This is a genomic window from Variovorax dokdonensis, assembly GCF_030316895.1.
GTDB lineage: Bacteria > Pseudomonadota > Gammaproteobacteria > Burkholderiales > Burkholderiaceae_C > Variovorax > Variovorax dokdonensis.
On sequence record NZ_JASZYV010000002.1, the window covers coordinates 467,721 to 479,971 of the forward strand.

Here is a 12,251-nt window from a genome sequence, read left to right on the forward strand (position 1 = left end):
GAACCCTCGTCGGAAATCAAGGAGGCTCAGAGATGAACACCCATTCCCCCCTTCGGCCGCAGCCTGGCCGCGCGGCGCGTGCAGGCACGGCCGTGGCCACCGGCGCGCTTGCCGCGCTGCTGGCCGGCTGCACGCTGATGCCGTCCGCATCTGACGAGGCGGCGCCTGCAAGTACTTCGAACGCCGCCGGTTCGCGCGCCACCACGAGCACGACGACGCCTGTCTCGCCCGCGCCCGCCGATTCGACCATGGGCGCACGACCCGCGCCTTCGGCCGCGACGAGGCCACCGCCGCCCGCGCCCATCAGCCTCGGGGGCGCGTCGCGCCCGGCGGGGCGCACGAGCTCGAGCGCGGCGGGCCCGGGCGCCAACGTGGCGGGCGAATCGCGCACCTTCTCGACCCAGTTGGCCACTTACACCTCGGTCGGCTACGACAAGGTGCCGGGTTGGGTGCAGGATGACTTTTCCGAAACCTGGCCGGCATTCCTTACCAGCTGCAAGGTCATGAACCGGCGTGGCGCCGAATGGAAGCAGATCTGCGACCGGGCAAGCACCGTCGACGGTCGCAGCAACGCGGCGATCCGCAACTTCTTCGAGGCCGAGTTCTCGGCCTACCAGATCCGCGACGACGACCGCCGTCCCGACGGCGTGGTCACCGGCTACTTCGAACCCGAGATCGCGGGCAGCCGCAACTACGCGCCGCCTTTCATCTACCCGGTGTACGGCCAGCCGCAGGACATGCTGTTCCTCGACGGGCGCAAGATCCCGGCCGGCTCGACCAGCGTGCCGGCGCGCATCCAGGGCAACCAGGTGATTCCTCAGGCGGGACTTTCCACGCGGGACCTGGGCGCGGCGGGCATCTACGTGCTCGAGCTGTCCGACATCACGCGCGATACGCTGGACCGCAAGATCCGCCTTCGCGCCGAGGGGCGCCGGCTTCTGCCCTACTACACGCGCCAGGAGATCGAGTCGCGCGGGGCGCCCAATGCCAAGGTGCTGGCCTTCGTCGACAACGCGATGGCGCTGTACGAGATGCAGATCCAGGGCTCGGGCCGCATCCGCCTCAACGATGGCGAAGTCATCCGCCTGTCGTATGCGGAGCAGAACGGCCAGCCCTTCCGGCCCACGCTGGCCAAGAACAGCAAGGGTAAGACGCAGACGGCCGTGCGCACACGCGGCGGTGCGGTCGAACTGGTGCTCGACGAGGAAGACGACGACGGTGGGTTCGACACCAGCGTGATCCGCGTCCGCGGTTTCACGCTGGCCAAGCCGACCGTCATGGGGGCGGTGGCGGTGCCCGGACAGCGCACATCGGCGTCCGCCAAGGGCAGCGGCATCCAGGATCCGAGTTATGTGTTCTTCAAGGAATCGACATCCACCGCCGGCGGTCCGGTGGGCGCCTTCGGCGTGCCGCTGGAGCCGGGGCGATCGATTGCGGTGGACCCGCGCGCCACGCCTTTGGGTTATCCGGTGTTCGTGTCGACCACCGAGCCGGTGGGCAACAAGCCGATGCAGCGCCTGACCGTGGCGCAGGACACCGGCGGTGCGATCCGCGGCGCGGTGCGCGCCGACTACTTCTTCGGCAACGGCACGCAGGCGGCATCGCAGGCCCGGCGGATGAAAGAGCGCGGCCAGCTGTGGGTGCTGCTCCCGCGCGGCCTGCCGGTTGCGGCCGCCTCCGGCGGTGCCATCCGAACCCGGGGCGGGGCGGTTGGCGACGGTTTGCCGCAGTGCCTGGTGGAAGAAGAAGGCCTGTGCGTGGATGACTGAGCCTTGGCGACATTGAGCCATCGACAGACATTGCCCAGCCATGCAAGACACGCTCACTTCCGGCGAAAGCACTGAACTGGTCCGCCTCTGGCGGCGCCGGCAGCAGTTGTCGCCCGACGAGATGGGGCGCATGTACCGCATCGTCGGCGACGCCCTGCGCCACTGCAATCCGCCGGAGCTCAAGGTGCTCGGCGAAGGCCGCCAGGAACTGGTCGCGCAGTTCATCTATGTGAAAGTGCTGCGGCTGGATGCCGATCCGGACGAGGGCGAGGAGGGCAACGGCGCCGCCGTGCAGGACGACGAGGCCGGCTCGGGCAGCGCGCCCTCGACCGCCTACGCCCTGTGCGCCTACTTCCGCCGCTACCTGATCGACTGCACCCGCGCCAGCAGCTTCAGGCGCAAGTTGTCGCTGGGCGACCAGGTGAGCGATGCGCAACTCGACGCTCAACTGGGCAGCCAGGATGCACACGAAGACGACAGCCTGGCCGAGCACGGCCTGTCCGACGCCCGGGTGCAGCAGGCCGCGCGCGAGTTCATCCAGGGCCTGCCCGAACCCGAACGCCTGCTGCTGTGCGAGGGCTTTGGCCAGGAAGCGGCCGGCGGACTGTCGGGCGTGGCCGCCAGACATGCCATTGCGTCCTACCACTATCGGGCCGGCCGGCTGGGGCTGGTGCACAAGCGCCAGAGCCTTCCGGCCGACTACGCCCGCACCCAGTTGGGCGGGTGGATCCAGAACACCTTGGGCATCGCCATCGTGCCCGACAACATGGCGGCCATCTTGCGGGTCTTCAAAATCCTGGGTGCTGAAGCGTCTTGGGTCTAGAGGACCCCCTATGCCCAATGAACTATGGCCACCGCTCCAAGTCATCCGTGCCCACCTGGAGCCGGGTGCGCCCGCTGCCGGCGGCCATCCGCCGCCGGGCGATACGCCGGATGCGCAAGGCGCCCCGGCCGATGCCGGCGCCGACCTGTTGCTGCCCATCACCGAGCTGGCGCGACGCCGCGAGGCGCTGGCGGCGCGCAACTTCGGCGCGCGCTGGGCGCCTGGCCGCATCGTCAGCGTGCTGCACGAAGGGCGCCTGCTGGGCGTGCTGCTCGATCGCCAGCTTCCGGACGGTGCCTGGCAAGGCTTCATGGCCGCCGGCGAAGCCGACTGGGCCGGCGTGCACGACGTGCTGCTGGAGCCCGATGACGAACCCTTCGAACCGCTGTTCGGCATGGTCCAGGCCTGGAACGTCGTGACGCTCATGCCCTCGCCGCAGTGGGTGGCGCGGGTGCAGGGCGAGCTGTCGGCGACCCGGCTGGCGGCCGTGCGCGCCGTGCATGACGAATTCGCCGCCGGCCAGGCGACGGACATCGAACCTCAGCCCGGCCGCATCGCGCTTCGCGCCACCGGCGGCGGCGCCTTCAGCGTGCTCAGTGGCACGCCCCTGGGCGCGCGCGACGAGCGCGCGGCCTATCAGCATCTCTATCGCGATGTGGCCGCTCGCCTGGTTGCCAGCGGCAAGGGCGCGGACATGCCTTCGAATGCCCGCTTCGCCGCGGCCGCGCCGGCGGCGCCAGACACGGGCGCAGCCGCGGGCTCTTCCGGCACGCGCACCGCCACCGCGGACGACGACGCGCAGTCCGCCTGGTCCCGCCTGCGCCGCTGGCTCGGTGCCGACGGCTGGGTGCGGCCGGCATTCGCCGCGCTCGCGCTGGTGGTGGTCGTGCAGAACATCGTGCCCATGGGCATGCGCGTGGATCCGGCCGAGGACGAGGTGCGCTTTCGCGGTGCGCCGCAATTGCATGGCGACCCCTCCGCCGACCTGGTGCTCCAGTGGAAAGCCGGCGTGCGCATCGAAGAAGCGCAGCGCCTTCTGCAAACCCAGCAGGCCGACATCGTGGCCGGCCCTGATGCGCGCGGAATGTGGTTTGTGCGTGTGCCCGACCCGGCGGCCGCGCGAGCCGCGCTGGCCGCCTCGCCGCTGGTCGAATCCGTCGGGCTGCCCTGAGCCCACGCAAGGTCAACCATGCGTTCACCGCTGCTTCGCCGCCTGCCGCACCTGCTGGTGCTGTGGCTGGCGTTGACGGCCGCGCTGCCCGCATCGGCCACTGCTCGGGCGTTGCTGGTCGGCGTGTCCGAACTGGCCAACCAGAGCCCGTCGCTGTGGCTGCAGGCGCCGCGCAACGACGTGCTGCTCATGCGCAACACGCTGCAGCAGCAAGGCGTCTCGCAGGCCGACATCTCGATGCTGGCCGATGGCGTGGCCGGCGCCCGGCCGCCCGATGCGCAGGGCATCCACGACGCGTTGGCCGCGCTGCTGGCGCGCTCGCGCAGCGGTGACTTCGTGCTGCTTTACTTTTCCGGCCATGGCACGCGCGTGCGCGACCGGGCCAAGCGTTACGCCGAGCCCGATGGCCTGGCCGAGAACTTCCTGGCCCGCGACGCCCAGCTTGGCCCCGGCGGCGGCGACATGCCGCTGGCCGGCGGCCTGCGCGACGTGGATTTCGACGGCTGGATCCGCGCCTTCCTCGCCCGGGGCGTCTTCGTGTGGTCGGTGTTCGACACCTGCGCGGCGGCCTCCATGACGCGCGGCGTGCGAAGCCTCGGCGGCGACGCGCAGCGCAACGATCCTCAGTCCGACGACGACCCGGTGCGGTTTCGAGGCATCCGTGTTGACCAGCTCGCGCAGGCGCCGGCCGGAACGGCGCTGCCCGCCGACCTGGCGCCGCCCGACGCGCCGCCGCTGCCGCGCGCGCGTTACGTCGCCTTCTTCGCGTCCGAGAGCCACCAGGTCACCCCCGAGCTTCGCCTGCCGCGCGGCGATCGATCGGCGCGGCCGCAGGGGCTGCTGACCTGGGCGCTGGCGCAGGCGCTGGCCCGCCGGCCCGCCAGCTACCGCGCCTTGTACAACGACGTCGTCTCGCTCTATGCACCCGTGGTCGCCGAACTGGAGTCGCGCTTTCCGGCACGCGATCTGCCTTCGCCGGTGGCCGAGGGCAACCTCGACCTGCCGGTCCTGCGCAATGCGCCTGCGCCGCTGTCGACGCGGCCGGTCTGGCCGGCACGCCGCGCAGGCGGCCAGTTGGCGATGAGCGTCGGCCTGCTCGACGGGCTGGAGCCGGGTCAGTCGGTGCGCGTGCTCGCCACGCTCGACGACGGCACGCAGCGTTCTGCCAACGCACGGCTGGAGCGGGTGGATGGCGGCAGCGCGCATCTGCCGGTGCCCTCTGCGCTGGCCGACGCGGGCGATGCGGCGTTGTGGGGTGTCACGCCGCTGGCCGATCCGCCTTCGGCATTGCTGCGCGTGCAAGCGCCCCGGCCGTTGCCCGATGCCATCAGCCTTGCGTATCCGGCGGCCATTCGCGTGGTGCCGGAAGGCGGCGCCGAGGCCGCCGACGTGCAGCTCATGGCAGAAGGCGGCGGCACTCGGCTGCGCATCCTTTCGGCCGAGCTGGCCGCGTTGACGAGCGCACAGCCCCCCGCGTTGCGGGACGAGGGCGAACTGCGCGATTACCTCGCGGCGCTGGCCGAGCTCAAATGGCTGGGCCGGCTGCGGCAATTGGCTCAAGGCAATGGGCTGGCGGGCTTCGAGGCCATGCTGGAAACCTGGGCGGGCGACCGCCTGGTGCGCAGCCAGCCCGCGTTGCGGGCCGATGGCCAGCCCCTTGCCGCCGGCGAACGCGTGGCACTCAACGTGCGCAACACCAGCGGGCAGTCGATCGATCTGGTGGTCGTCGGCATCGAGGCGGACGGCGCCGTCCGGCAGGTGTATCCGCAGGCCATCAGCGAGAGCAATCGTTTCGAACGCGGCACGCGCGAGCAACCGGCGCAGCAGCGCTTCGATCTGTCCTGGCTCGAACCGGCGCGTGGTGGTCGCTTGCTGGTGGTGGCGGCGCCCGCCGCGCCGTTTTCCGCGCCGCGCCTGTTCGGCTCCGCGCCGCCCGATGCACTGCCCGGCTTGCGGCTGCGCGGCGCGCTCCAGCGCGACGACGAGCGGCAAGCCTATGGCGCCCTGGCCGTGTGGCCACCCGGCGCACCCTCCACCGAACCCATCCCATCGACCCGACGGAGCACCCCATGAGCTGGAAACTTGACGGAACCCTGGATCCCGACGAGGCGCTTCGCCTGCTCGATCACATGTCGGGCGAATCGGGCAACGACTTCCTCATGCTCATCGAGAGCAAGGGAAGTCCGGTGGAAGGCGACTCGAAGCGCAAGTTCGAAGACGGCAAGCAGCGCATGCGCATTGCCGGCTACAGCTACCTGTCGGAGATCCGCCGGCCGCCCGGCAGCACCAAGGGCCAGGTCGCGATGAGCGCCATGATCGTGGTGCGCGAATGCGATGCCGCCACCGCCACCATCGCGAGCTTGCTGAAGAACCAGGAGAGCGACCTGAAGGTGCAGATCTCGATCTTCAAGGCCGGTGGCGACAGCTCTTCGGAGCAGCAGCCGATGCTGGAGTTCATGCTCGAAGAAGCGCGCATCGACACCCAGGCCATTCTCACCGGCGGCAACCCTCGACGCCCTTGCGAGATCATCTACTTCATGCCGCGCAAGATGGAAATCCGATCCGCGCCGCAGCAGCAGACCGGCTTGCGCGGTGCGGTCAGGACCTGCATGTTGACGCAGCCCTAGCGGGGCGCGCCGCGATCGACCTCTATTGGGTCATGACCGTGCGGTTGAACTCAAAGACCGACATCTTTCCGTTCACGGTGACCTCGAATCGAATCAGATCATCCTTGTTTGGGTAAGGATCGCAGCAGCCCTTCAGGATCAGTGTGCCGGATACCAGCTTCAATGGGTCGACCGTATTCATCTGCAGTATCGAACCTGCAGCTTGTTCGAGAGCCTGAGCGGTGTACTCGATCTGCTGAATTCCCAATGCGGTCCCGCCCGCGACGGCTCCGCCCGCAAGAATTCCGCTCATCGGATCGTAAACGCGGACGCTGTTCGAGCCCGCAAATGTCGTCATGCCGCCGCGGCCAGAAACATAGCCCGAATAGCTTCCGGAATACGTTCGATGTGAAGCACCGTAGGCCGCTGCGCCGGCGGCAAGACCCCCAACGATTGCAAGGGCAATCTGTTGAGCACGCTTGTTGGATTCAATCTCGGCCGAACGTTCGAGATAGGTGTAGATCGGGACCTCTTGACCACGGAAAAACGCCTTGACGTTTGTGGTGTCGAAGCTCACCGGCTCGGACGAATTGTTTGCGAAGCCGATGATGAAGGTCGGATCTTTCGTGCCCTGCTTCTTGAATGCCGGGTACATGAAGATTTCTTGAGCCTCCGACCTCTGCGTCAGTGTCCCCACCCCTTGTGCATATCGCAGAACTTGATCTGAACTGCTTTGCTTGGGTCCGTAAGACACGACTGTCGAGCAACCTGTGATGGCGATGGAGCACGCTAGCGCGCTCGCAATTCTTTTCAACCCTCGTGTTTGTGAACGATCCTTCGTCCCCAAATTCACTGTTTGCAACTGACTCAACTTTTCCTCTTGGCTGGAGCTATTTACCGAACCGATTCTGGGTGGGCTCGACGCAATGCCAAAGGAAATTTGTCTCGGCGCGTTTGAGTTCTATTTCATCAAAGTTGATGAAAGCAACCAAATGTCTCGCGATATGGAATGATCGTGTGTCAAACGCTTCAACTACTTGAACTCGTGCTCATGCTCATGACGCAAATGAGCTCATGGCCCTCATGACGGAGGACTGGGTACTCGAAGAGTCTGCCGGTCCCGAAGTCTGCAGCCAAAGGGGCGCAGGGCGCAGCCGCCGTGCGTGCCACTTTCGTAGACGTCTGGACCAACTATCCTGGCGCGCAATGGAGCGACGAGCGTTACTTCGTCTTCGGCGAGTTGTTCAGCCTCGCAGCAACAGGATCGCTCTGAAGGGTTCGTACTGGTAACGGCCGTCTCTTGCGGCCTAGGCGGGGACGCCTTCGTTCATCGGCAACCACGAGTCGCGCATTGCCATGCCTCAACGGCATACGCCGCCCGGTGGATGGCGTGGGCCGCTTGCCTGCGTAAGCTCCCTCGATCGCTGGCTGCCCGTGCCCGTTGCCGACGCATGAGCGGCTGCCCGCGCGCCTGCGTGCTTCTTCGAACGTCCTTGCAAAGGCCCGCCATGACCCGCTCTGCAGAACTGCTTCAGGCGTCCGACCCTGCCGGTGCACTCAAGGCCCTGACCGACGAGATCCGCGCCAGGCCGGCCGATTCCAAGTTGCGCGTGTTCATGGCTCAACTGCTGTGCGTGGTGGGGCAATGGGAGCGCGCGCTCAATCAGCTCACCGTTGCGGCAGAGATGGACGCGCTGGCCGTGCCGATGAAGCAGGTCTACAGCGAGGCGATCCGCTGCGAGAGCCTGCGCGCCGACGTGTTCGCCGGCAAACGCACGCCCATGATCTTCGGCGAGCCCGACCAGTGGCTGGCTCTGTTGATCGAATCCCTTTTGCGCCAGGGCGCGGGCGAGGCGGATCTGGCCGAAGACTTGCGCGCACGCGCCTTCGACGCCGCCCCTGCCAGCCCCGGCACGCTGGACGGCCAGGCCTTCGACTGGCTGGCCGACGCCGACATGCGCATCGGCCCGGTGCTGGAGGCGTTCGTCAACGGTCGCTACTACTGGGTGCCTTTCTCGCGCCTTGCGCAGATCAAGCTCGATGCACCCGAGGACCTGCGCGACTTCGTCTGGCAGCCTGCGCACCTCGCCTTCCAGAACGGCGGCGAAGCGCTGGCGATGGTGCCAACCCGCTATGAAGGCAGCGAGCGCTGCCAGGACGGCGCACTGCAACTGGCGCGCAAGACCGAATGGCGCGAGCTTCGCCCCGACGTCTGGGCCGGCTGGGGCCAGCGCATGTGGAGCAGCAACATCGGCGAGGAAGGCTCGGAGCATCCGATCCTGGAAGTGCGCGAGATCAACTTCGACTCGATGGACGACACGGGTGCTCCGGTCGCCGGCAACGAGGACAGAGGTGCCTGAACTCACCGCCCAGGAGCGGCTGCAGCCTTCGCTGCTCGATCGCCTGGTGGACCACGCACCCGGCGAAACGCGCGAAGCCGACGAGCAGCGAGTCCTGACGCGCCAGGCATTGCGACAGGCGGTGCTGCGCGATCTCAGCTGGCTGTTCAATGCGACGCAACTGGGCCCGGCCGTCATCGACGAGCGGCGCCATCCCCATGCGGCGAAGTCGGTGCTGAACTACGGATTGCCTATGCTGTCCGGCCAGTTCACCTCCTCGGTGCAGCGTGTCAGCATGGAACAGGCGCTCAAGAGTGCGATCACGCAGTTCGAGCCGCGCATCCTGCCCCGCACCCTTGAAGTGGAACTCGTCATGGAAGGCTCGGCCATCGAATCGCACAACCGCATCGGCCTGACCATCCGCGGCATGTTGTGGGCCCAGCCAGTACCGCTCGAATTTCTGATGCGCAGCCGCATCGACCTGGAAGAAGGGCGCATCGAGATCGAGGAAGGGCGGTAGTTCGATGGACCCGCGCCTGCTCACGCTCTACGAACAGGAGCTTCGCTACTTCCGCGAAAGCGGCGCGGAGTTCGCGCAGGCCTTTCCCAAGATCGCGAACCGCCTGGGCATGGATGGTCACGAGGTGGCCGATCCTTATGTGGAGCGGCTGATCGAAGCCACAGCCTTCCTGTCGGCGCGGGTGAGCCTCAAGCTCGATGCCGAATACCCGCGCTTCACGGGACATCTGCTGGACATTGTTTATCCCAACTTCCTCGCGCCCACGCCGTCGATGGTGGTGGTCAACCTGGAAGTCGATGCGCAGGACGCCAGCCTGGCCACCGGCCCGACGGTGCCGCGCGGCAGCGGGTTGCGCGCGCGCCATGCGGCGGGCCAGAACACGCATTGCGAGTTCCGCACCGGCCATGCGGTACGCCTGTGGCCGGTGCAGGTGCGGCGGGCCCAGTACTTCAGCTATGCGCCCGACCTGCCGCTGGCCCAGCATCCTGCGGGCCGCGACATTCGAGGCGGCCTGCGCATCGCATTGCAGGCGGGCGGCGGCCTGAAGTTCTCGCAACTGCCGATCGACGAACTGAGCTTTCACCTCGGCGGCGCCGAAGACGTGGCCTGGCAACTGCATGCGTGCCTGCTGGGCAAGCCGCTGGGCGTGATGGTGCAGCCCTTGTCGTCCACCGGGCAACCGGCGGCCGGCAGCGCAGGGGCGATCTGCCACCTGCCGCCCGAGTGCGTGCAGCCCGTCGGTTTCGAGGACGACGAGGCGCTGCTGCCGGTTACGGCGACGGGGTTCTCCGGGCATCGGCTGGTGCAGGAATACTTTGCCTTCGCGCCGCGCTTCCAGTTCGTCCGCCTCGCCGGCCTCGCGAAGGCGCTGGCCCGCATGGACAGCAGTGACGCCGAGATCGTGGTGCTGTTCTCGCGCGGCGAGCCCTCGCTGGAAAAGCTGGTCACGGCCGACAACCTGCGCCTGCATTGCGTGCCGGCCATCAACCTGTTCGCCAAGCGCCTCGACCGGGTGATGGTGAACGAGGGCGTGAGCCAGTTCCACCTGCTGGCCGACCGCACGAGGCCGCAGGATTTCGAGGTGCACAGCGTCACCAGCGTGGTGGGCCACGGCAGCCCGAACGACGGCGACGCGGCGGAGACCACCTTCCTGCCGTTCTATGCCGCCTTCCACGGCTCGCGGTCCGGGCATCCCGCCTACTTCACCACCACGCGCGAGCCGCGCATGCACTCGCAAAGGCAGCGCAGCGAAGGGCATCGCAGCAGCCACATCGGCTCCGAGGTGTTCCTGCAGATCGTCGATCCGCAGCAGGCGCCCTATGCGGCGTCGCTGCGCCAGCTGGCGGTCGGTGCGCTGGTCACGAACCGCGACCTGCCGCTTCTGATGTCGCTGGGGCAGGGCAACGATTTCGAATGCACGGATTCGCATCCGGTGCAGCGCGTGCGCGTGGTGCGCGGCCCGTCACGGCCGGTGTCGCCGGTGGTGAGCCAAGGGCTGGGCTGGCGCGTTCTGGATCATCTGGCGCTCAACTACCTGTCGCTCGCCGACAGTTCCGCGCAGCAGGGCGCCGCGGCCTTGCGGGAGATGCTGACGCTTTACACCGCGCATGGCGACGAGGCGCGGCAATCCCAGGTGCGTGGCCTGTTGTCGGTCAAGTCCAGGCCGGTGGTGCGCCGCCTGCCCTTGCCCGGCCCGATCGCATTCGGACGCGGCCTGGAGGTGGCGTTGGAGGTCGATGGCGCGGCCTTCCATGGCCACAGCGCCTTTCTGTTCGGGGCTGTGCTCGCGCGCTTTCTGGCGCGGCATGTGGAAGTCAATCACTTTGTCGAAACCGCGCTGGTGCTGTCCGGACGCGGCGAGGTCATGCGCTGGAGACCGCTGTGCGGAACCCGACCGATTCTCTAGGCCAGGACGAGGCCGCCCTCGCCGAATCCGTGATGCCTCCGGTACCGGAGGCCGTGGTCGAGCGCACCGACGTGCCAGGCTCACCGCGCGAGCGCGTGGCCGGCTGGCTGCAGGCGCGCGTCGATACGCCCTGGGACTACGACTACTTCGCCGTCATGCGCCGCGTCGAGGCGCTGGCCATGCCCGCGCCGCGCTGGGGCCATGCGCTGTTGCCCAGCGCCGAGCCCGTGCGCATCGGCCAGGAGCCGTCGCTGTCGTTCGCGCCGTCGAGCCTGAGCCGCTTCGAGCCCGGCGCGCGGCACGCGCCTCGCATCCGGCAGATGTTCTTCGGGTACGTGGGGCCGAATGGCCCGCTGCCGGTGCACCTGAGCGACTTCATCCGCGAACGCTCGATCAATCATGGCGACCCGACCTGGCTGGCCTTTCTGGACGGATTTGCGCACCGCTTCTCGCTCTTCTTCTATCGCGCATGGGCACAGGCCCGCCCTGCCGTGGGCATGGATCGGCCGGAGGAAGACGGCTTTCGCAACCGCCTGGGCTCGCTGGTCGGCGTGGGCACGCCAGCGCGATCGAGCCGCGACGAAATCGCGGACGACGCGCGCCTTTACTTTTCCGGCTGGCTGGCGCGCCGCGTGCACAACGCCGAAGGCGTGGAACGCGTGCTGCAGCGCTATTTCGATGTGCCCTTCCGCCTGGAGCGCTGGGTGGGCCATTGGATGAATCTGCCCGCGAGCGACCTCACCCGCCTGGGACGCGGCGGCGCCGCATGCGCGCTCGGTGGCGGCGCGCTGCTCGGCCGTCGCGCCTGGGACCGGCAGCACCGCATCCGCCTGCATGTGGGCCCCCTGTCGCTGGCGGCTTATCGACGCTTCCTGCCGGTCGGGAACGCCCGCCCCGAACTGCAGCGCTGGATGCAGCAACTGCTGGGCGACGAATTGTTCTGGGATGCACAGCTCACTCTGCGCAAGGACGAAGTTCCCCCCACCCGCCTGGGTCAGCACAAGGGCAATTCGGCCCGGCTGGGTTGGGTATGCTGGCTCGGCACGAAGCCGCGCGACCACGATGCGGCCGATGTCCGCATCGACGGCGATGCGCGCTTCGCGGCAAGCACATAAGG

10 protein-coding genes are annotated in these 12,251 nt (G+C 68.1%); 9 read left to right on the forward strand and 1 reads right to left on the reverse strand.

Going from position 1 to position 12,251, the window contains the following annotated elements:
• Window positions 1–32 precede the first annotated feature (32 nt).
• The 5 genes from mltA to QTH91_RS10690 are packed head-to-tail and all read left to right on the forward strand — an operon-like array spanning window position 33 to window position 6,390.
• Window positions 33–1,769 (forward strand): murein transglycosylase A, encoded by a 1,737-nt coding sequence (mltA, locus tag QTH91_RS10670; protein ID WP_286660058.1) that lies wholly within the window; start codon window positions 33–35, stop codon window positions 1,767–1,769.
• A 40-nt stretch (window positions 1,770–1,809) separates the two neighbouring features.
• Window positions 1,810–2,592: a hypothetical protein gene (locus QTH91_RS10675; protein ID WP_286660059.1), complete on the forward strand. Its 783-nt coding sequence runs from the start codon at window positions 1,810–1,812 to the stop codon at window positions 2,590–2,592.
• A 10-nt stretch (window positions 2,593–2,602) separates the two neighbouring features.
• Complete coding sequence (locus QTH91_RS10680) at window positions 2,603–3,763, forward strand: hypothetical protein (protein WP_286660060.1); 1,161 nt, start codon at window positions 2,603–2,605, stop codon at window positions 3,761–3,763.
• Window positions 3,764–3,781: 18 nt separating this feature from the next.
• Window positions 3,782–5,836 (forward strand): caspase family protein, encoded by a 2,055-nt coding sequence (locus tag QTH91_RS10685; RefSeq protein WP_286660061.1) that lies wholly within the window; start codon window positions 3,782–3,784, stop codon window positions 5,834–5,836.
• Window positions 5,833–6,390, forward strand: a complete 558-nt coding sequence (locus QTH91_RS10690; RefSeq protein ID WP_286660062.1) for a type VI secretion system tube protein Hcp — start codon at window positions 5,833–5,835, stop codon at window positions 6,388–6,390. The genes QTH91_RS10685 and QTH91_RS10690 overlap by 4 nt, the downstream gene beginning before the upstream one ends.
• 22 nt (window positions 6,391–6,412) lie before the next feature.
• Here the strand turns inward: QTH91_RS10690 and QTH91_RS10695 are convergent, their stop codons facing one another.
• A complete protein-coding gene (locus QTH91_RS10695; RefSeq protein ID WP_286660063.1) occupies window positions 6,413–7,024 on the reverse strand; it encodes a hypothetical protein in 612 nt (203 codons plus the stop codon).
• An 853-nt stretch (window positions 7,025–7,877) separates the two neighbouring features.
• Here QTH91_RS10695 and QTH91_RS10700 point away from each other — a divergent pair.
• The 4 genes from QTH91_RS10700 to tssG are packed head-to-tail and all read left to right on the forward strand — an operon-like array spanning window position 7,878 to window position 12,249.
• Window positions 7,878–8,729, forward strand: coding sequence for a type VI secretion system accessory protein TagJ (locus QTH91_RS10700; protein WP_286660064.1), 852 nt, complete (start codon window positions 7,878–7,880; stop codon window positions 8,727–8,729).
• The gene (gene tssE, locus QTH91_RS10705) at window positions 8,722–9,228 is read left to right on the forward strand and encodes a type VI secretion system baseplate subunit TssE (RefSeq protein ID WP_286660065.1); all 507 of its coding nucleotides are present in this window, start codon (window positions 8,722–8,724) and stop codon (window positions 9,226–9,228) included. The genes QTH91_RS10700 and tssE overlap by 8 nt, the downstream gene beginning before the upstream one ends.
• A 4-nt stretch (window positions 9,229–9,232) precedes the next feature.
• Window positions 9,233–11,134, forward strand: a complete 1,902-nt coding sequence (gene tssF / locus QTH91_RS10710; protein ID WP_286660066.1) for a type VI secretion system baseplate subunit TssF — start codon at window positions 9,233–9,235, stop codon at window positions 11,132–11,134.
• Window positions 11,110–12,249, forward strand: a complete 1,140-nt coding sequence (tssG, locus tag QTH91_RS10715) for a type VI secretion system baseplate subunit TssG (protein ID WP_286660067.1) — start codon at window positions 11,110–11,112, stop codon at window positions 12,247–12,249. Before tssF ends, tssG begins: the two co-directional genes overlap by 25 nt.
• Window positions 12,250–12,251 lie beyond the last annotated feature (2 nt).